We start from the raw sequence: 19,753 nt of genomic DNA on the forward strand, positions 1-19,753 counted from the left end.
CACTCAGTCCTTACCCGGCGCTGTCGGGCTGATCGACCTGCGCACCGGTGTCGTCTCCTCCATTGTCGTCACCATTACCGACGTCCGAGGGCTCGTCCGCGTTGCGCGCCACGGCGAGCAGCGTCGTGCCTTCGCCGAGGTTGATCAATCGGACGCCCTTCGTCTGCCGGCCCGCTTTGCGCACCTGCTCGGCGGCGGTCCGGATCACACCGCCGCTGGAGGTGATGGCGTAGAGCTCGTCGTCGACTTCGACCACGAGCGCCCCCACCAGCCTGCCACGCTTGGTGTCGTGCTGGATGGTCAGCACGCCCTTCCCGCCGCGGCCCTGCACCGGGTAGTCCTCGATGTCCGTGCGCTTCGCGTACCCGCCGTCGGTCGCGACCAGCAGGAACGTGTCGGGCTTGACGACGTTGAGCGCGAGCAGCTCGTCACCGTCGTTGAACCGCATGCCGAGCACCCCGGAGGCGGGCCTGCCCATCGGGCGAAGCGCCTCGTCGGTGGCGTGGAAGCGGATGGACTGCCCTTCGGCCGAGACGAGCAGGAGGTCTTCCTCGGGGCCTGCCAGCACCGCACCGACCAGTTCGTCGCCTTCGCGCAGGTTGATCGCGATGAGCCCGCCCGAGCGGTTCGAGTCGAACTCGCTGAGCTTGGTCTTCTTCACCAGCCCGCGCTGGGTGGCGAGCACGAGGTACGGTGCCGCCTCGTAGTCGCGGATCTGGATGACCTGCGCGATCGTTTCGTCCGGCTGGAACGCCAGCAGGTTGGCCACGTGCTGGCCCCGCGCGCTGCGGTTGGCTTCGGGCAGCTCGTAGGCCTTCGCGCGGTACACCCGGCCCTTGTTCGTGAAGAACAGGATCCAGTCGTGCGTGGAGCACACGAAGAAGTGCTGCACGATGTCGTCCTGCTTGAGCTGTGCGCCCTGGACACCCTTGCCGCCCCGCTTCTGCGAGCGGTAGAGATCGGTCTTGGTGCGCTTGGCGTAGCCGGTCCGCGTGATCGTGACGACCACGTCCTCGACGGCGATCAGGTCCTCGATCGAGACCTCGCCGTCGAACGGGATGATCTGGGTGCGCCGGTCGTCTCCGTACTTCTCGACGATCTCGGTCAGCTCGTCCTTGACGATCTGCCGCTGCCGCTCGGGCCGGTCCAGGATGTCCCGGAAATCGGCGATCTTCGCCTCGATCTCGGCCAGTTCGTCGATGATCTTCTGACGTTCCAGTGCGGCCAGCCGGCGCAGCTGCATGTCGAGGATCGCGGTCGCCTGGATCTCGTCGATCTCGAGCAGTTCGATCAGGCCGGTCCTGGCCTCGTCGACCGTCGGCGACCGGCGGATCAGCGCGATCACCTCGTCCAGCATGTCCAGCGCCTTGACCAGGCCGCGCAGGATGTGGGCCCGTTCCTCGGCCTTGCGCAGCCGGTACCGGGTGCGCCGGACGATGACCTCGATCTGGTGCTTGATGTAGTGCCGCACCACCTGGTCGAGCCGGAGCGTGCGCGGCACGCCGTCGACCAGGGCGAGCATGTTGACGCCGAAGTTGTACTGCAGCTGGGTGTGCTTGTAGAGGTTGTTCAGCACGACCTTCGCCACCGCGTCGCGCTTCAGCGTGATCACGATGCGCATACCGCGGCGGCTGTTCGACTCGTCGGCGATGTCGGAGATCCCGGTGAGCTTGCCGTCGCGGACGAGGCTCGCGATGTTCTCCACCAGGTTGTCCGGGTTGACCTGGTACGGGAGTTCGGTGACGACCAGGGTGGTGCGGCCCCTGACGTCCTCCTCGACCTCGACCACCGCGCGCATCCGGATCGAGCCGCGGCCGGTGCGGTAGGCGTCCTGGATGCCGGAGGTGCCGAGGATCAGGCCCTTGGTCGGAAAGTCCGGCCCCTTGACGCGCTGCAGCAGAGCCGCGAGAAGTTCGTCCTCACTCGCCTCCGGGTTGTCCAGCGCCCAGATCACGCCCTCCGAAACCTCGCGGAGGTTGTGCGGCGGGATGTTGGTCGCCATGCCGACCGCGATCCCCGAAGTGCCGTTGACCAGCAGGTTGGGAATGCGGGCCGGCAGGACGTCCGGCTCCTGCGTGCGGCCGTCGTAGTTGTCCGAGAAATCGACGGTCTCCTCTTCGATCTCCCGCAGCATCTCCATGGCCAGCGGGTCCAGCCGCGATTCGGTGTACCGCATGGCGGCGGCCGGATCGTTGCCGGGAGAACCGAAGTTGCCCTGGCCGTCGATGAGCGGGTAGCGCATCGACCAGGGCTGGGCCAGTCGCACGAGTGCGTCGTAGATCGCCGTGTCACCGTGCGGGTGGTAGTTGCCCATCACGTCGCCGACCACCCGTGAGCACTTGTTGTACCCGCGATCCGGCCGGAAACCCGAGTCGTACATCGAGTAGAGCACGCGGCGGTGCACCGGCTTGAGGCCGTCACGCACGTCCGGCAGCGCCCGCGACACGATCACGCTCATCGCGTAGTCGATGTAGGAGCGCTGCATCTCCTGCTGGATGTCGACCGGTTCCGTGCGGTCGTGCTCCGGTGGCAAGGTTTCCGTCATCGTGTCCTTCTCGTGGAAAAGCTGGGTGTGTGTCCGCTATGGACGGTGGCGCGGCGGGTAGCGGCTACACGTCGAGGAAGCGGACGTCCTTGGCGTTGCGGGTGATGAACGAACGGCGGGCTTCCACGTCCTCGCCCATCAGCACGCTGAACAACTCGTCGGCGGCCGCCGCGTCGTCCAGGGTGACCTGCAGCAGCAGGCGGCGCGCCGGGTCCATCGTGGTCTCCCACAGTTCCTCGGCGTTCATTTCACCGAGACCCTTGTACCGCTGGATCGCGTCGTCCTTGGGCAGCTTGCGCCCGGCCTGCACGCCGGCGGCGATGAGGCCGTCCCTCTCCTTGTCGGAGTAGGCGTATTCCGGTTCGGACCGCGGCCACTTGATCTTGTACAGTGGCGGGCAGGCGAGGTACACGTGGCCGTGCTCGATGAGCTGCGGCATGAACCGGAACAACAGGGTCAGCAGCAGCGTCCGGATGTGCTGACCGTCCACATCGGCGTCCGCCATCAGCACGATCTTGTGGTAACGCAGCTTCGACAGGTCGAAGTCGTCGTGGATCCCGGTGCCCATCGCGGTGATCAGCGACTGGACCTCGGTGTTCTTGAGCACCCGGTCGATGCGGGCCTTCTCCACGTTGATGATCTTTCCGCGGAGGGGCAGGATCGCCTGGAACCTCGACTCGCGGCCTTCCTTGGCCGAACCGCCCGCGGAGTCGCCCTCCACGATGTAGAGCTCGCACTCCTCCGGGTTGGTGGACTGGCAGTCCTTCAACTTGCCCGGCAGGCCGCCGATGTCCATCGCACCCTTGCGGCGCACGAGATCCCGCGCACGCCGCGCGGCCATGCGGGCCTGCGCGCTGGACACCGACTTGTTGATGATCGTCCTGGCCTCGGTGGGGTTGCGCTCGAACCAGTCGGCCAGCCACTCGTTCGTCTTCGTCTGCACGAAGGACTTCGCCTCGCTGTTGCCCAGCTTGGTCTTCGTCTGGCCCTCGAACTGCGGCTCGGCGAGCTTGATCGACACGATGGCCGCGAGGCCCTCGCGCACGTCCTCACCGGAGAGGTTCTCGTCCTTCTCCTTGAGTAGCTTCTTGTCCCGGGCGTACGCGTTGACCACACGGGTCAGCGCGGCACGGAAACCCTCTTCGTGCGTGCCGCCCTCGTGCGTGTTGATCGTGTTGGCGAAGGTGTGCACCGACGCGGTGAAGGAGTTGTTCCACTGCATCGCGACTTCGACCTCGAGCCCGTCGCCCTTGGCGTCGAACGAGATCACGCTGCTGTGGATGGGTTCCTTGCTGGCGTTGATGTGGCGGACGAAGTCCTCCAGACCGCCGGGGTAGTAATAGGTGCGTTCCTTCACCCGGGCCTGATGGCCGACGGCGTCGGTCTCCGCCTCCTCCTCGGACACCCGCTCGTCGCGCAGCACGATGGTGAGGCCCTTGTTGAGAAAGGCCATTTCCTGGAGCCGGCGCGCCACAGTCTCGGCGTTGTAGGTGGTGGTCTCGAAGATGTCGGGGTCGGCCCAGAACGTGGTGGTGGTACCGGTCCTGTCGGTTTCGCCGAGTTCCTTCAGCTCCCCCGGCTCCGAGTGGTCGTACCGCTGCTGCCAGATCTTCCCCTCGCGGCAGACCTCCACCTCGAGCGCGGTGGACAGCGCGTTCACCACGGACACGCCGACGCCGTGCAGGCCACCGGAGACGGCGTAGCTCTCACTGTCGAACTTGCCACCCGCGTGCAGCACGGTGTGCACGATCTCCAGCGTCGACTTCTTGTGCACCGGGTGTTCCTCGACGGGAATGCCCCGGCCGTTGTCGACCACGCGGACGCCGCCGTCGGCGAGCAGGGTCACCTCTACCCTGGTCGCGAACCCGGCCATCGCCTCGTCGACCGAGTTGTCCACCACTTCTTGGATCAGGTGATGGAGACCACGCTCACCGGTCGAACCGATGTACATACCGGGGCGCTTCCGGACGGCTTCGAGCCCCTCGAGCACGGTGATGGAGGATGCGTTGTAGTCGTTCTGCTTCGCTGCCACAGGCCTGCTTTCTCCTCAGTCTCGCCCAAGGGATCCCCACTCCCCTCTTCATTCTACTTGCCCAGGTGCGCTGACATACGGCAAGGACACCTCTAGTTTCGTCACAGAGCCACGAATTCGGATCCGGATGGGTGCCGAGGTGGGCCTGCGTTAGGTCGAGGCATCAGGGCGCGTTCAGTGTCGGCTTGTCAAGCGTCGACGAGCCCTACTCAGCCATAGGTGTCACGGGGGCCTCGGCCGGGTACGTGTCTGGCCCCCTTGCGCCAGCTCGGTGCCGTCGGCCCATGGATCCGCATCCGCTTCACCACGCCGTTCCCGACCGCGGCCGCGATCTTCGTGAGCAGCTGCCCCTGGAGCAGGCGGAGCTGCGTGGCCCAGGCGGTGGAACTGGTCTGCACGGTGAGCTCCCCGTCCTTCAGCGAGACGGGCTGCGCGTGCTCGGCCACCTCTTCCCCGACCAGCCGGGCCCACTGGCCGAACACCTGGCCGTCGGCGAGCCGCGCCCCCCAGCCCCGCTCGGCCGAAAGTCGGGAGACCAGCCGGCCCAGCGGCTGGGGATCGCGGGGATCGGCGCCGGAACCGGACCAGCGGCGGCGCCGGGGGTTCTGGGTGAAGTCGGTGGCCTTGGCGCGCTTGCGCACCCCGGGCTCCGCGCCCCGGGCCTGCGCCTTGGCCCGCGCGGCGGCCAGCGCCGACCTCGCCAGGTCGCGGCCCGACAGCGACTGCTCCACCCCCAGCGGAAGGTCACCCTCCGTGACCGATAGAGTGTTCGGGTTCGGTTCGACACCCCTTTGGGGCTCCCGATCGGGTGTCACGGCCGACCCATTCGGCGGCTTGACTACCTCCCGCGATAACCCAGTCACCGTGTTATCCACACTATCCACAGACTTATCCCCAGATCGGTGGGTAACTTCTGTGGCGCCGGTCACCAACGATCGTTCCTCCCACGGTGACTTCGAGCGCGACCTCGATGGTCCATGTGCCCTCTCAGACACGCTTGACCTCCCCGTTCGAGATCGAGAACCGCGTTCCCGTCAACTCCTCGGGCACGTCCTCATCCACCGCGGCCGTCACCAGCACCTGTTCGGCGCTGGCCGCCACCTCGGCCAGTCTGCTTCGCCGACGCTTGTCCAACTCGGCGAACACGTCATCCAGCAGCAGGACCGGCTCCCCGGTCTCGCCGCGCAGCAGTTCGTAGGAACCCAGCCGCAACGCGAGTGCGAACGACCAGGACTCGCCATGACTGGCATATCCCTTGGCCGGCGCCTCGCCGAGAACCAGCTCGAGCTCGTCACGATGGGGCCCGACCAGGCTCACCCCGCGCTCGAGTTCGGCCTGCCGCACCTCCGACAGCGCCTCGACCAGGATACCGCTCAACCGCTCGGAATCGGCTCGTTCACCGCCTGGCACGCCGTACCCGTCGGGAAGCGCCTCCCCGAGACTCGACCGATAGGAGATCCTGGCCGGCCGCGAGTCGGGTGCGACCCCGGCATAGGCGGCGGCGGTGTACGGCGCGAGATCGGCGACCAGGTCGAGCCGGGCCGCCAGTAGCTGGGCCCCCACCGAGGCCAGGTGGTTGTCCCAGACCTCGAGGGTGGAAAGCGCATACGGATCCTCTCGCGCTCCTTTCCTCTTGCCCGCCGTTTTCAGCAGCGCGTTGCGCTGGCGCAGCACCCGTTCGTAGTCGGCACGCACCCCGGCCCAGCGCGGGGCGCGCAACACCAGCAGTTCGTCGAGAAACCGCCGCCGCTCACCGGGGTCGCCACGCACCAGCGCGAGGTCCTCGGGAGAGAACAGCACCGTCCGCAGGATCCCGAGGATGTCGCGGGGCTTGCCGACCGCCCCCCGGTTGACCCGGGCACGATTGGCCTTGCCCGGGGTGATCTCGAGTTCGATCGTCAGTTCGCGGTCCTCATTGACCACGGCGGCGCGCACCAGCGCACGCTCGCAACCGTGCCGGACCAGCGGTGCATCGGTCGCCACCCGGTGTGAACCGAGGGTGGCGAGATACCCGATCGCCTCGAGCAGGTTGGTCTTCCCGCGCCCGTTGGGGCCGACCAGCACGGTCGCCCCCGGGGTCAGCGGCAGGTCGGCATGCTCCCAGGAACGGAAGTCGGTGACCTGGAGGTGTCTCAGATGCATGACTCTCGGCGGTGCGCCCGGTGCACGCCCCTACTACTCGGCCTTCTTGACGGCGTGACCGCCGAACTGGTTGCGCAGCGCCGCCACCGCCCGCATGGCGGCGGAATCCTTCTGACGTGACGAGAAGCGTGCGAACAGGGCGGCCGAAATGACCGGCGCGGGCACCGCGTTGTTGATCGCTTCCTCCAGGGTCCACCGGCCCTCGCCGGAGTCCTCGACGTAGCCCTCGAGGTCGTCGAGGTCCGGGTCCTCGTCGAGCGCGCGGACCAGCAGGTCCAGCAGCCAGGAGCGGACCACGGTGCCGCGCTGCCAGCCCTTGATCACCGCGGGCACGTTTTCGATCACGTGCGCGGCTTCCATCAGCTCGAAGCCCTCGGCGTAGGCCTGCATGATCCCGTACTCGATGCCGTTGTGGATCATCTTCGCGTAGTGGCCCGCGCCGATCGAACCGGCGTGCGAGAAGCCCTCCTCGCGCGGCCCTTCCGGGCGCAGCGCGTCGAAGACCGGCATGGCGCGCTCGACGTCTTCCTTCGCGCCACCGACCATCAGGCCGTAGCCGTTCTCCTTGCCCCAGACGCCACCGGAGACGCCGCAGTCGAGGTAGCCGATCTTCTTCGCCGCGAGCACCTCGGAGTTGATCTTGTCGTCGGTGAATTTCGAGTTGCCTCCGTCGATCACCAGATCGCCCTCGGACAGCAACTCGGCGAGCTCGGCGACGGTGTCCCTGGTCGGGCCGCCGGCCGGGACCATGATCCAGACCATCCGCGGCGCGGCGAGTTTCGACACCATGTCGGCGAGTGAGGAAGAGTCGCTGACCGCTTCGTTGCGGTCGTAACCGACCACCTCGTGCCCGGCGGCGCGCAGCCGCTCGCGCATGTTGAAGCCCATCTTGCCAAGGCCAACGAGTCCCAGCTGAACCATCGATGTTCCCCTTCGTTCCTGGCGTTTTCGATCAGCCTGGCAGACGGACCGGCATCAACAGGTAGAAGTAACCAGGAATGACCTGGCCCTGTTCGTCCGCCGGTTTGATCAGCGCCGGCCGGTTGGCGGTGGTGAACGTCAGTTCGGCCCGATCGGCGTGCAACGCCCCCAGGCCGTCGGCGAGATAACCGGGGTTGAACGCGATGGCGACCGGGTCGCCCTCGTACTGCACCGGCAGCTCTTCTTCGGCGCTTCCCTCGTCGTCGCCGCCCGCCGACAACCGTAGCGAGCCGTCCGCGAACTCCAGCCGCACCTGGGTACCCCGCTCCGCGACCAGGGACACGCGCTTGATCGCGTCGGACATGGGGCCGACCTCGACCACCGCACGCGAGGTGTACTGGGAAGGAAGCAGCTGCCGGTACGGCGGGAACTCCGCGTCCAGCAGGCGGGTGGTGGTGTAGCGCCCGGAACCGGCGAGCCCGAGCAGGCCCTCGCCACCGGCCAGGCCGAGGGAGACGGGCGCGCCACCGGCGCCGAGCGACTTGGCCGCCTCGGCGAGCGTGCGGGCGGGGACCAGTACCGCGGCGTCGGCCAGCCCCTCGGCCGGCTTCCACGCGAACTCGCGCAGGGCGAGGCGGAACCGGTCGGTAGCGACCAGGGTGAGCGATTCGCCCGAGATCTCCAGGCGCATCCCGGTGAGCATCGGGAGCGTGTCGTCCTTGCCGGCCGCGACGGCGACCTGGGTGACCGCGAGGCCGAAGACGTCGCCCGCGACCTCACCCGCGAAGGCGGGCTGCGCGGGCAGCGACGGGTAGTCCTCCACCGGCATGGTCGGCAGGCTGAACCGCGCGCTGCCGCAGGTGATGGTGGCGCGGGAGCCCTCGACGGAGATCTCGACCGGCTGAGCGGGCAGCGACTTGGTGATGTCGGCGAGGAGCCGGCCGGAGACCAGCACGCGCCCGCCGTCGGCGATGGTGGCGGGAACGCCGACCGTGGCCGACACCTCGTAGTCGAACCCGGACACGGTCAGGGCGTCGGTGGTGCCGTCGGACCCGGCATCGAGCAGGACACCGCCGAGGACCGGGACCGGAGGCCGGGACGGAAGGCTGCGTGCCACCCACGCGACGGCATCGGCCAGCCCGTCACGCTCGACGCGGATCTTCATACGCCCATCCTTTCGACAGCCGAGCTGCCCCTGCGCTCGAGAAGGTCGATAACGGCCCTGGTCCGAACGGGGAACGGTGTGTTGGCCAGGGAGCTGAGTCATGTGCGGTATGGCCCGCGGCGCCGGTGTCGCGACGACGACGGGCTTGGGTGTGGACCTCCACGTTAGAACCTCACCCTCCGCGCCGTCACTCGGGGCCGACCATCGACTTGTCGACAAGTCTCCAGATTTGCGTCGTTCGTCCACAGCCCCTGTTTTTCCGTTAGGAGATTTTCTTGAGGAGAAGAAAGGCAGTAACAGTAATAGGGGGTGTGGATTGTGTGGACAGAGCTTGTTTCCGCAGCTCATCGCGTGTGCGGGCCTGTGGATGACTGTGGGTAAGTCCGGTGGATAACTCGGGCCGTCCGTGGACAACTTTTCGGCACCCACAGACTGTCCACACTTGTCCCCAGTTGTCCACAGATTCATCCCCAGTTGTGGGCCGAGTTGTACCCATGGTTGTGCCCAGGGGTGGAGGGACGCGGTTCACCCCCGAGGGCGAGCGAGATCCACATTCGATGCGCGCTCGTTATCGTGATCACACGGGCAAGATCGCCCGAAGCGGCGAATTCCCTTATCTGGAGCGGAGAATCGCGGCACACCGCGGCAGCGGCGTCCGCGCGCGACTGTCCATCTTGTACAGAGCCGGGCGGTTGCGGACGCACGCGAACGGCCAGCGGCCGCGCTGTGCCGCGGTGCCGGGGAGTGAGGGAAGGGGTGCGGCGCTACTGGCGCGCGCGCTGCTTGATACGGAAGGTCAGTTCCTGGACCTGGTCGTAGATCCGGCGGCGTTCGGCCATTTCCTTGCGGATTTTCTTGTCCGCGTGCATCACGGTCGTGTGGTCGCGGCCGCCGAATGTCTGGCCGATTTTGGGTAGCGACATGTCGGTGAGCTCGCGGCACAGGTACATCGCGATCTGGCGGGCCGTGGCGAGTGCCTTGGTCTTGCCGGGGCCGCAGAGGTCGTCGATGGTCACGTCGAAGAACTCGGACGTGGCCGCCATGATCGTCGGCGCGTTGATCTCCGGGGCCTGCGAATCGGGGATCAGGTCCCGCAGCACGATCTCGGCGAGGCCGACGTCGACGGGCGCCTGGTTCAGGGAAGCGAACGCCGTGACGCGGATGAGCGCGCCCTCGAGCTCCCGGATGTTCGCTTCGACGCGGGAGGCGATGAACTCCAGCACGTCGCCCGGCACCGCCAAGCGGTCCTGGGCGGCCTTCTTGCGGAGGATCGCGATGCGGGTCTCCAACTCGGGCGGCTGGATGTCGGTGATCAGGCCCCACTCGAACCGGGTGCGCAGCCGGTCCTCCAGGGTTTCCAGCCGCTTCGGCGGCCGGTCCGAGGACACCACGATCTGCTTGTTCGAGTTGTGCAGCGTGTTGAAGGTGTGGAAGAACTCCTCCTGGGTTCCTTCCTTGCCCTCCAGGAACTGGATGTCGTCCACCAACAGGATGTCGATATCCCGGTAGCGCCGCTGGAAGGCCACCTTGCGGTCGTCGCGCAGTGAGTTGATGAAGTCGTTGGTGAATTCTTCCGTCGACACGTACCGCACCCGCATGCCGGGGAAGAGCCGCTGCGCGTAGTGCCCCACCGCGTGCAGCAGGTGAGTCTTGCCCAGCCCCGACTCACCCCAGATGAACAGCGGGTTGTAGGCGCGCGACGGCGCCTCGGCCACGGCGAAGGCCGCAGCGTGCGCGAACCGGTTCGAAGCGCCGATGACGAAGGTGTCGAAGGTGTACTTCTCGTTCAGCCGCGTCTTCGAGGTCTGCGGCTGGGCGGGTGCCGTATAGGGCTGCCCCGCGATCGGCTGGCCGGAGAACATCGGCCAGATCTCATGGGCCGCGGCGAGCGCCTCGCCTTCCTCGTCGACCTCTTCTTCGGCGTCGTCCTCAGCGAGATGCTTCGGCGCCGGTTCGGCCGGTACCGCTCGGCGCCGCAACGGCGGGAGCAACGTCTCTTCCAACGGTGGCAGCGACGGCGGCAACGACGGGTTCAGTGACGGGTTCAGCGACGGTTGCAGAGCGGGCGGCAGGGCCGGCTGCATCGAGGGCAACGTCGGCGGATCGAGGGGGTTTTCCCCCCGCGCGGGTGAAGGCGCGTACTGGGCGGTGCTCGGCGGCGGGGGCGCCACCTCGGCGGTGTCCACCTTCACCGCCAGTGACACGGGTCTGCCGAGCCGACGGGAGAGGGCGTGGGTGATGGGCTCGCGCAGCGCGCGTTCGATGGCTTCCTTGGCGAAATCGCTCGGAGCGGCGAGCAGGGCCGTACCGTCGAGCAGGCCGATCGGCCGGGTCACGCGCATCCAGGCCCGCTGCTGCGGGGAAAGCGTCCCGTCGGACAGCTCCCGGACCACCTGCTCCCAGACGACCCCCAGATTGATCTGGTGCTCGGACACCGACTCCGCTCCCCTCCCCTCATCGCCCCGGACGACCGTCGAATCCGGCCACGCAGGCTCCATGGCGCGACGTCAGGCTTCCGGGCGAAACCGGGCAGCGTCCATCCACAGAGTTGTCCACAACTGTGCACTAATGTACGGCGGCTCGTCGCGACGCCACGTGCGGGTCGCAACCTACGCCAGACAGCCCCTCCACACATTCCGACGACGGCGCCGGGCCCCGCGATCGGGTGACTCAAGGGGAGACACGCTAACAAGTACCGGCGGGGTCCCACAAGGCGCTCGGGCGCAAGGATGGCACGAGCCTGCGAACCGTGGCCATCCGGTCCCCGGCTGTGTTTGACCGGGGCCGGTTGGCAGGGCCGTTCGGTCACTGCGTACCCTCGTAAGGTCTCCCGCTTGCGGCGGGCACCTTGGGCTGTCCACAGCGTGTCCGCGTTCGCGATGGCGTCGGGAGGCAGCAGACCTGACGGTGGCGCTGTCACCGGTATGTCGAGACCAGGAGAAGCAGAGTCGTGAGCAAGGGTAAGCGCACTTTCCAGCCGAACAACCGCCGACGCGCCCGCACGCACGGATTCCGGCTGCGCATGCGGACCCGCGCCGGCCGGGCGATCCTGGCGGCCCGTCGTCGCAAGGGCCGCGAGAAGCTGTCCGCCTGATCGCGGCTGATCGAGGCGCGCAGTGCTGCCCCCTGCCGCACGACTGCGGCGCAGCGAGGACTTCCGGGAAGTGATGCGCCGGGGTTCTCGCGCCGGGCGGCGGCGCCTCGTGGTGCACGCGCTGTGGGCTTCGGACGAGCAGAGCGTCTCGGCCGTGTCCCCCCCTGGGGAGACACCGGCCGAGGTCGGCTCGTCGCTGCCCACTCCATCACCGCTCGCCGGGTACCCCGCGGAGCGGTCCACAGCTGACGAACCCGTCCGCCCGAGTCGTGCCGAACTGACGGCACGCAACGTGCGGGCGGGTTTTGTGGTGAGCAAGGCCGTGGGCAACTCCGTCGTCCGCCACCGCGTGAGCCGACGGCTGCGGCATCTGGTCGCGGCCCGGCTCGGAACTGTCCCGCCCGGCAGCTCGTTGGTGATTAGGGCCCTCCCGCCGGCCGCCACGGCGTCCAGCGCCGAGCTCGGCGCGGACCTCGACGCCGCCCTCAGGCGGTTGAGCCAGTCACCGAACCGACGAGCGGCCGGTTCGCCCGAGCACGCGCACGATGGGTCAGCGGTGTGAACGAACCCACGACCGCCCACGACGACGAGGCACGAGAGGCCACTCGCCCAGGCCCGGTCGCCCGGCTGTTGCTACTCCCGATCCGGTTCTACCGGAAGTTCATCTCTCCCTACCTCCCGCCGAGCTGCCGCTTCTACCCGAGCTGCAGCACGTACGCGGTCGAGGCCCTGACCCGGTTCGGCGCCGCCCGAGGTTCCTACCTCGCGGTTCGCCGGCTGTTGCGCTGCGGCCCGTGGACCATGCCCGGCCGCGATCCGGTGCCTGAGACCTTCTCCTGGCGCCACACCAGACCTGGTATGTCAACCGAGGAGTAGCTCAGTGCTCGACTTCATCTACTACCCCGTGTCCTTCATCCTGTGGTGTTGGCACAAAGTCTTCGGGTTCGTCCTGGGCGATACCAACGCTGTCTCCTGGATCCTCGCGATCATGTTCCTGACGTTCACGGTCCGCGGCATCATGTTCAAGCCGTTCGTGAACCAGGTCCGGTCGATGAAGAAGATGCAGGAGTTCACGCCGGAACTGAAGAAGATCCAGAAGAAGTACGCGAACGACCGGCAGCGCCAGGCGATGGAGATGCAGAAGCTCCAGCGCGAGCACGGGGTGAACCCGCTGGGCAGCTGCCTGCCGATGCTGCTGCAGATCCCGGTGTTCATCGGCCTGAACTGGGTGCTCCGCGCGTTCACCATGAACCCGCACCCCGGCACGCCGAAGACCAACAACTACTTCTTCGACCAGCAGGGCGTCGAGTCCTACGTCAACGCGAAGCTGTTCGGCGTCAACATGGGTGACGCGATCCACCACGCCGCGGTCCTGGGTGGCACCGGAGGCGGCTGGAACTGGCACGTGGCCCCGGTCGCGGTGCCGCTGATGATCCTCGCGAGCGTCCTGACCCACCTCACCGCGCGGCACTCGGCGGCCCGCCAGAACCCGGCGCAGGCCACCCAGCAGACCGCCATGATGCAGAAGCTGACGATGTACGTCTTCCCGCTGGGCGTGCTCGTCTTCGGTGCCTTCTTCCCCATCGGCCTGCTGGTGTACTGGCTCTCGAACAACAGCTGGACCCTGATGCAGCAGCGCCTGGTCTACACGAAGATCGACAAGGAAGAGGCGGCCGCGAAGGCTGCCGCCGCGGAGAAGCGTTCGGCCCTGGCCCCGAAGCCCGGTGCCAAGCCGAAGCCGGGTCAGAAGCCGGTGCAGCCGAGCAAGGCGGCGACGCAGGACGCGGCGGAGGACACGGAGAAGAGCGAAGGCGCCGAGACGGCGAAGCCGTCCAACGGCAAGCGCAGCTCGAAGGCCGGATCGCCCCACCAGTTCGCCCAGCAGCCACCGCGCCCCCAGGGCGCGGGCGCGCAGCGGAAGAAGCCGGCGGCGGGCAGCAAGAACTCTGGACAGAAAGGCTCGGGGCAGAAGCGTCGCTGACGCGAGTCCCGGGAGAGGAGACGAATCATGGCGGAAACGGCCGAAGCGATCGGCGCCGAACCGGACAGCTCTGCGGACGAGAACGAGGAGTCCGGTCTCACCGGTGCCGATCTGCTCGTGCAGGAGGGCGACATCGCCGGGGACTACCTGGAGCGCCTGCTGGACCTGCTCGACTACGACGGCGACATCGATCTCGACGTGGAGGCCGGACGTGCGGTCGTGAGCATCGACGGCGGTGACGATCTGGAGAAGCTGGTCGGCAACCGCGGGCAGGTGCTCGAGGCGCTGCAGGAGTTGACCCGCCTCGCGGTGCAGCAGGAGACGGGCACCCGGAGCAGGCTGATGCTCGACATCGCCGGGTGGCGGGCGGCCCGACGGGAGGAGTTGCGCGAACTCGGCCGGTCCACGGCGGAGACCGTGTTGTCGACGGGTGAGCGCGTGCGCCTCCAGCCGATGAGCCCCTTCGAACGGAAGGTCGTCCACGACGCGGTCGCTGCGGTCGACGGTGTGCACAGCGAGAGCGAGGGCGAGGAGCCCAAGCGTCGCGTCGTCGTGATCCCGGACGACGAGGACTGACAGCCAGGATCATCGGAGCGGCCCGCCGGAGTCTCCGGCGGGCCGCTCTTCTTTTGGGTGGTTTCACGTGAAACCCAGCCGAAGGAAGAGTGGCTCCCGGACGCGCGCGAGGGGTCGGGGAGAATCGGTGCGACGAAGGGTTTCACGTGAAACGGGGTGACAGGTGGAGGACGTCGAGAGCTCGGTGCCGGTGCCGGCGGTGGCGGCGCGAGTATTCGGAGACGGCCTGCCGGGAGCTGAGCGGTTCGCCGCTCTGCTCGAACGGTTCGGGGTCGAGCGAGGACTGATCGGCCCGCGCGAGGTCGAACGACTCTGGGACCGTCATCTGCTGAATTCCGCGGTCATCGGCGAGCGGATCCCGGCCGGGGCGACCGTGGTGGACATCGGCTCCGGGGCCGGCTTCCCCGGCGTCCCGCTGGCGCTGGCGCGGCCGGACCTGACGCTGACTCTGGTCGAACCGATGGCACGGCGCGTCGACTGGCTCAGCGAAGTGATCGAGGATCTGGGGCTGACGATCACGGTGCTTCGCGGGCGTGCCGAGGAGCGCGCCGTCCGAGCGGAACTCGAACCGGCCGATGTGGTGACCTCGCGAGCGGTCGCTCCTCTGGGCAGGCTCGCCGGTTGGTCTCTTCCTTTGCTACGAGAAGGTGGCATGATGCTGGCGTTGAAGGGGGCGAGCGCGCAGGAAGAGATCGCGCGCGATGAGGCGGCCGTGGCCCGTGCGGGTGGCGGCACGCCGAAGGTCTCCGAGTGTGGGGTCGGTGTGCTCGAGACCCCGACTACGGTGGTGATCGTCGAGCGAATCCGCGCGCGGAAGCCGGCGCAGGAGAAACGACGGCGAAACGCTGCCGCCGTCCGCCCGAAGCGGACGGAGTGAAAAGATGGTCATGTTCCACGTGAAACCGCGCGGTTCGCGCGTTGGAGTGTCGAAAGCAGAGAGGTGGCTCGGCCGGTGACCCCGCCTTCGTCAGACTGGACCCCGATCGCTGAAGAAGCCATGCGCGCGGCGCGCGTGCTGCATCCCGAAGCAAACCTGCTCCCCCGTCCCGACCACCGGCGCGTGCTGACGGTCGCCAATCAGAAGGGCGGCGTGGGCAAGACCACCAGCGCCGTGAACCTGGCCGCGGCGCTCGCCGTGCACGGCCTCAAGACGCTCGTGATCGACCTCGATCCCCAGGGCAACGCCAGCACCGCGCTCAACGTGGACCACCGCTCGGGCACCCCGTCGGTCTACGAGGTGCTGCTCGGCGAGGTTTCCCTCGCCGAGGCGACGGCGGTCTCCGAGCAGTCCCCGAACCTGTTCTGCGTGCCCGCCACCATCGACCTCGCGGGCGCCGAAATCGAGCTCGTCGAGATGACCGCCCGTGAATCGCGTCTCAAGGAAGCGCTTTCGTCGGAGGCGCTGGACGAGATCGGGATGGACTACATCTTCATCGACTGCCCGCCCTCGCTCGGACTGCTCACGGTCAACGCGATGGTCGCGGCACGCGAGGTGCTCATCCCGATCCAGTGCGAGTACTACGCCCTGGAAGGTTTGGGCCAACTGTTGAGCAACATCGACCTCGTGCGGAAGCATCTGAATCCCGGGTTGTCGGTTTCCACGATTCTGCTCACCATGTACGACGGGCGGACGAAGTTGGCCGACCAGGTCTCCGCCGAGGTGCGCGAGCACTTCGGTGACGTGGTCCTGAAGACCGTCATCCCGCGCAACGTGAAGGTCTCGGAAGCGCCGAGCTACGGGCAGACCGTACTGGCGTACGACCCGGGTTCGCGGGGAGCGATGAGTTATGTGGACGCGGCGCGTGAGATCGCCGAACGTGGCAGCACGAATGGATCGAGGAGGGGCACTCTGTGAGCGAGCGACGGGGAGGACTCGGGCGTGGCCTCGCGGCCCTGATCCCGACCGGGCCGGCGACCACCGAGGCGCCGCCCGCCGATCGACGGCCGCCGAAGGCGTCCCGTAGTAGTTCCGAGAAGGACTGGTTCGCGGCGAACAGCGCGGTGACCGCTTCCGGCGGCGAGGTCGCCGGTGCGGTGTACCGCGAGATCCCGATCGACGCGATCAAGCCCAACCCGAAGCAGCCACGGCAGGTTTTCGACCAGGAAGCGCTCGCCGAACTCGAGCACTCCATCCGAGAATTCGGCCTGATGCAGCCGATCGTGGTCCGGGAGTTGCCGGGCAACGACTACGAGCTCGTCATGGGGGAACGCAGGCTGCGGGCCTCGCAGCAGGCGGAGCTGGAGAAGATCCCGGCCATCGTCCGGCAGACCGCCGACGAGGCGATGCTGCGGGACGCGCTGCTGGAAAACATCCACCGGGTCCAGTTGAATCCTCTGGAAGAGGCGGCGGCCTACCAGCAGCTGCTGGACGAGTTCGAGGTGACACACGAAGAGCTGGCCAGCCGGATCGGGCGGAGCCGCCCGGTCATCACCAACACCATCCGGCTGCTCAAACTCCCCCTCCCCGTCCAGCGGCGCGTGGCGGCCGGGGTGCTTTCCGCCGGTCATGCCCGCGCTCTGCTTTCGCTGGACGAGCCCGAGGCCCAGGAAGATCTGGCGACGCGGATCGTTGCCGAGGGCCTGTCCGTGCGGGCGACGGAGGAGGCGGTGACGCTGAAGAAGAGCGAGGCGCCGCCGAAGCCGAAGGCCGCACCTCGCAAGCCGGTCCACGCCCCCGGTCTCCAGGAACTCGCGACGCGCCTGTCGGACACCTTCGACACCCGGGTGAAGGTGGACCTCGGTCGGCGCAAGGGCCGGATCGTCGTCGAGTTTGGCTCGGTCGACGATCTGGAGCGGATCGTGGCGCTGATGGCGCCGGAAACGACAAAACGGGCAGGTCATTCCGACGAGGAATGACCCTGCCTCATTTCGTCACGGTGATGATTGGATTCAGGCGGATCGGGAGACGGCCCGCATGACCAGATCGGCGAAGACCTCGCCCAGGGTGGTCCCCGAGGACTCGATCGCCATCGGCACGGTCGAGGTCTCGGTCAGCCCTGGCGAGGAGTTCACCTCCAGGAACTGAACCGTCCCGTCCGGGGCGACGATCGCATCGGTCCGCGAGATGTCCCGCAGACCGATCAGCCGGTGTGCCGCGACCGCCAGTTCACCCACGCGCTGAGCGGTCTCGGCGGGCAGGCGGGCGGGGGCGAAGAAGTCGGTGAGCCCGGCGGTGTAGCGCGAGGTGTAGTCGTAGACACCGCTCTCCGGCACGACCTCCACCGCGGGAAGTGCTCGCGGCCCACCATCGCGTTCGATCACGGTGACCGCGACCTCGATCCCGTCGACGAACCGCTCGGCGAGCACTGTGTCGCCATAGGCGAAGCAGGCCACCATCGCGGCCGGTAGTTCCGAAGCTTCCCGCACGACCTGAGTGCCCAGTGCCGAGCCGCCCTGGTCCGGCTTGAGGATGAGCGGCAGGCCCAGGTGATCCACGATCGCGTCGAGCACGCCCTGCGCACCCAACTCGCGGAACGTCGCATGCGGTAGCGCCACCCAGGCAGGGGTCGCGAAACCGGCCTGGGCCAGCAGGGCCTTCGCGGTCGGCTTGTCCCAAGCCCGGCGGCAGCCCTGTGAGCTGGTGCCCACGTAGGGCACCTTCAGCATCTCCAGGATGGTCTGCACCGAGCCGTTTTCGCCCTCGCCGCCGTGGAGGGCGACGACGGCCGCGTCGGGACGCTGTGTGCGCAGCCGTTCGAGCAGGCTGGCGTCGACGTCCCACTCCTCCACCGTCAGTTCCTGCGCACGCAGGGCGGCGGAAAGCCGGCGACCGGAACGCAGGGAGACATCGCGCTCATGCGAAAGCCCGCCTGCGAGAACTGCGACGGTGGGCAAGACCACGCCGTACTCCTCTGTAACGTCTACTGTGGACAGCGGATCACGCTGTGTCCGGGGACGGGGACTCCGGTCCCGGGATCGGTTTCATGCTGACGTTACCGAAGGTGCGAACAAGGTCCATTTCGGACTCGAGCACCGCGGCGAGCCGCCGCACGCCTTCCCGGATCCGCTCCGGGGTCGGATAGCAGTAGGAAAGCCGCATCTGCCTGCTGCCGAACCCGTCGGCGTAGAAACCCGTTCCGGAGGCGTAGGCCACCCGGGCGGTCACCGCGCGCGGCAGCATCGCCTTGGTGTCCACACCCTCCGGCACGGTCACCCACACGTAGAAGCCGCCCTCGGGGCGAGTCCACGTGCAGCCGGGGGGCAGGTACTGCTCCAGTGCGGACAGGATCGCGTCCCGGCGCTCGCGGTAGTTCTCACGGAAGGTCTTGATCTGACCCTTCCAGTCGTGCGTGCTCAGATAGCGCGACACGATCATCTGGTTCAGCGACGGCGGGCACAGGGTGGCCGACTCCGCGGCGAGCACCAGCTTCTCCCGCACCGCGTGCGGTGCGAGCACCCAGCCCACGCGCAGCCCGGACGCGAAGGTCTTCGAGAACGAGCCGAGGTACACCACGTTCTCGGGGTCGATCGACCGCAGGGCCGGGTAGGTCTGCCCGTCGAAACCGAGCAGGCCGTACGGGTTGTCCTCGACGACGAGTACACCGTGGCTGCGGCAGATCTCGAGGATCTCCGCGCGCCGTTCGACGGCGAGGGTCACGCCGGCCGGGTTGTGGAAGTTCGGGATCGTGTAGAGGAACTTGACCCGCTTGCCTGCCTTCTCGGCCTGGGCCAGCGCCTCGCGCAGCGCGTCGGGCATCAGGCCGTCGTCGTCCAGCGCGACGTGGACGACCTGGGCCTGGTAGGCGGCGAACGAGCCGAGAGCACCGACGTAGGAGGGGCCCTCGGCGAGCACGACGTCACCGGGGTCGCAGAACAGCCGGGTGACCATGTCCAGGCCCATCTGGGAGCCCACGGTCACCACGACGTCGTCCGGATGGGCCGAGATGCCCTCCAGCGCCATGATCTCGCAGATCTGCTCCCGGAGTACCGGGATGCCCTGCGCCGAGCCGTACTGGAGCGCTACGAGCCCGTCGTCGGCGATGATCTCGGCGACCTGGGCGGACAGGCTGTCCAGCGGGAGCGCGGCGAGGTTCGGCATACCGCCCGCCAGTGACACCACCTCGGGGCGGCTCGCCACCGCGAACAGGGCACGGATCTCCGAGGCCGTCATCCCGGCGGTACGCGCGGCGTACCGGGCCAGATGAGGGTCGAGGTTGTGTCGGCCGGTTCTTTCGGGCGGTGTGGCAGTCATCAGCACTTCGCAAGCAGTCGTCGGGCCAGTTAGTCGAGTGTAACCACCCTTCCTTGTGACCTTCGCGGCCTTTCGGTACGCATCACAGCCGCCTATGCTCAATTGA

At 67.8% G+C, this 19,753-nt stretch carries 17 protein-coding genes; 8 read left to right on the forward strand and 9 right to left on the reverse strand.

Annotated elements, in window-relative coordinates:
• Positions 1-10 precede the first annotated feature (10 nt).
• The 7 genes from gyrA to dnaA form a co-directional block, all read right to left on the reverse strand.
• On the reverse strand, positions 11-2,545 hold the full coding sequence (gene gyrA / locus ORV05_RS32810) for a DNA gyrase subunit A (protein WP_268755759.1): 2,535 nt from the start codon (positions 2,543-2,545) through the stop codon (positions 11-13).
• A 64-nt stretch (positions 2,546-2,609) separates the two neighbouring features.
• On the reverse strand, positions 2,610-4,577 hold the full coding sequence (gene gyrB, locus ORV05_RS32815; RefSeq protein ID WP_268755760.1) for a DNA topoisomerase (ATP-hydrolyzing) subunit B: 1,968 nt from the start codon (positions 4,575-4,577) through the stop codon (positions 2,610-2,612).
• A gap of 209 nt (positions 4,578-4,786) precedes the next feature.
• Positions 4,787-5,314: a DciA family protein gene (locus ORV05_RS32820; protein WP_268760002.1), complete on the reverse strand. Its 528-nt coding sequence runs from the start codon at positions 5,312-5,314 to the stop codon at positions 4,787-4,789.
• Between the two features lie 250 nt (positions 5,315-5,564).
• Positions 5,565-6,719: a DNA replication/repair protein RecF gene (gene recF / locus ORV05_RS32825; protein WP_268755761.1), complete on the reverse strand. Its 1,155-nt coding sequence runs from the start codon at positions 6,717-6,719 to the stop codon at positions 5,565-5,567.
• Positions 6,720-6,752: 33 nt separating this feature from the next.
• Positions 6,753-7,640, reverse strand: a complete 888-nt coding sequence (gnd, locus tag ORV05_RS32830; RefSeq protein WP_268755762.1) for a phosphogluconate dehydrogenase (NAD(+)-dependent, decarboxylating) — start codon at positions 7,638-7,640, stop codon at positions 6,753-6,755.
• A gap of 31 nt (positions 7,641-7,671) precedes the next feature.
• Positions 7,672-8,805, reverse strand: coding sequence for a DNA polymerase III subunit beta (gene dnaN / locus ORV05_RS32835; protein WP_268755763.1), 1,134 nt, complete (start codon positions 8,803-8,805; stop codon positions 7,672-7,674).
• A 764-nt stretch (positions 8,806-9,569) separates the two neighbouring features.
• A complete protein-coding gene (gene dnaA, locus ORV05_RS32840) occupies positions 9,570-11,240 on the reverse strand; it encodes a chromosomal replication initiator protein DnaA (RefSeq protein WP_268755764.1) in 1,671 nt (556 codons plus the stop codon).
• A 515-nt stretch (positions 11,241-11,755) separates the two neighbouring features.
• Here dnaA and rpmH point away from each other — a divergent pair.
• The 8 genes from rpmH to ORV05_RS32880 all read left to right on the forward strand — a co-directional run bounded on the left by rpmH (position 11,756) and on the right by ORV05_RS32880 (position 17,312).
• On the forward strand, positions 11,756-11,899 hold the full coding sequence (rpmH, locus tag ORV05_RS32845) for a 50S ribosomal protein L34 (protein WP_027941633.1): 144 nt from the start codon (positions 11,756-11,758) through the stop codon (positions 11,897-11,899).
• A 22-nt stretch (positions 11,900-11,921) separates the two neighbouring features.
• Positions 11,922-12,461: a ribonuclease P protein component gene (gene rnpA / locus ORV05_RS32850; RefSeq protein ID WP_407652629.1), complete on the forward strand. Its 540-nt coding sequence runs from the start codon at positions 11,922-11,924 to the stop codon at positions 12,459-12,461.
• Positions 12,458-12,775, forward strand: a complete 318-nt coding sequence (yidD, locus tag ORV05_RS32855) for a membrane protein insertion efficiency factor YidD (protein WP_144590342.1) — start codon at positions 12,458-12,460, stop codon at positions 12,773-12,775. Before rnpA ends, yidD begins: the two co-directional genes overlap by 4 nt.
• A 4-nt stretch (positions 12,776-12,779) precedes the next feature.
• Entirely contained in the window at positions 12,780-13,880 is a 1,101-nt protein-coding gene (yidC, locus tag ORV05_RS32860; protein WP_268755765.1) for a membrane protein insertase YidC, read from the forward strand.
• A gap of 27 nt (positions 13,881-13,907) precedes the next feature.
• On the forward strand, positions 13,908-14,456 hold the full coding sequence (locus ORV05_RS32865) for a Jag family protein (protein WP_268755766.1): 549 nt from the start codon (positions 13,908-13,910) through the stop codon (positions 14,454-14,456).
• Between the two features lie 163 nt (positions 14,457-14,619).
• Positions 14,620-15,333: a 16S rRNA (guanine(527)-N(7))-methyltransferase RsmG gene (rsmG, locus tag ORV05_RS32870; protein WP_268755767.1), complete on the forward strand. Its 714-nt coding sequence runs from the start codon at positions 14,620-14,622 to the stop codon at positions 15,331-15,333.
• A 120-nt stretch (positions 15,334-15,453) separates the two neighbouring features.
• A complete protein-coding gene (locus tag ORV05_RS32875; protein ID WP_268755768.1) occupies positions 15,454-16,311 on the forward strand; it encodes a ParA family protein in 858 nt (285 codons plus the stop codon).
• Positions 16,308-17,312 (forward strand): ParB/RepB/Spo0J family partition protein, encoded by a 1,005-nt coding sequence (locus tag ORV05_RS32880; RefSeq protein WP_268755769.1) that lies wholly within the window; start codon positions 16,308-16,310, stop codon positions 17,310-17,312. The genes ORV05_RS32875 and ORV05_RS32880 overlap by 4 nt, the downstream gene beginning before the upstream one ends.
• A gap of 33 nt (positions 17,313-17,345) precedes the next feature.
• Here ORV05_RS32880 and ORV05_RS32885 read toward each other — a convergent pair whose 3' ends face one another.
• Complete coding sequence (locus ORV05_RS32885) at positions 17,346-18,296, reverse strand: D-alanine--D-alanine ligase family protein (RefSeq protein WP_268755771.1); 951 nt, start codon at positions 18,294-18,296, stop codon at positions 17,346-17,348.
• A 37-nt stretch (positions 18,297-18,333) separates the two neighbouring features.
• Complete coding sequence (locus ORV05_RS32890; protein WP_268755772.1) at positions 18,334-19,647, reverse strand: aminotransferase-like domain-containing protein; 1,314 nt, start codon at positions 19,645-19,647, stop codon at positions 18,334-18,336.
• Positions 19,648-19,753 lie beyond the last annotated feature (106 nt).

The organism is Amycolatopsis cynarae (assembly GCF_026802195.1).
GTDB classification, from domain to species: Bacteria; Actinomycetota; Actinomycetes; order Mycobacteriales; family Pseudonocardiaceae; genus Amycolatopsis_E; species Amycolatopsis_E rhizosphaerae.

What these genes read in the sequence shown, in the direction of transcription:
- gyrA (WP_268755759.1), bottom strand. Translation starts at nt 2,545, where the DNA reads ATGACGGAAACCTTGCCACCGGAGCACGACCGCACGGAACCGGTCGAC.
- recF (WP_268755761.1), bottom strand. Translation starts at nt 6,719, where the DNA reads ATGCATCTGAGACACCTCCAGGTCACCGACTTCCGTTCCTGGGAGCAT.
- gnd (WP_268755762.1), bottom strand. Translation starts at nt 7,640, where the DNA reads ATGGTTCAGCTGGGACTCGTTGGCCTTGGCAAGATGGGCTTCAACATG.
- dnaN (WP_268755763.1), bottom strand. Translation starts at nt 8,805, where the DNA reads ATGAAGATCCGCGTCGAGCGTGACGGGCTGGCCGATGCCGTCGCGTGG.
- ORV05_RS32865 (WP_268755766.1), top strand. Translation starts at nt 13,908, where the DNA reads ATGGCGGAAACGGCCGAAGCGATCGGCGCCGAACCGGACAGCTCTGCG.
- ORV05_RS32875 (WP_268755768.1), top strand. Translation starts at nt 15,454, where the DNA reads ATGCGCGCGGCGCGCGTGCTGCATCCCGAAGCAAACCTGCTCCCCCGT.
- ORV05_RS32890 (WP_268755772.1), bottom strand. Translation starts at nt 19,647, where the DNA reads ATGACTGCCACACCGCCCGAAAGAACCGGCCGACACAACCTCGACCCT.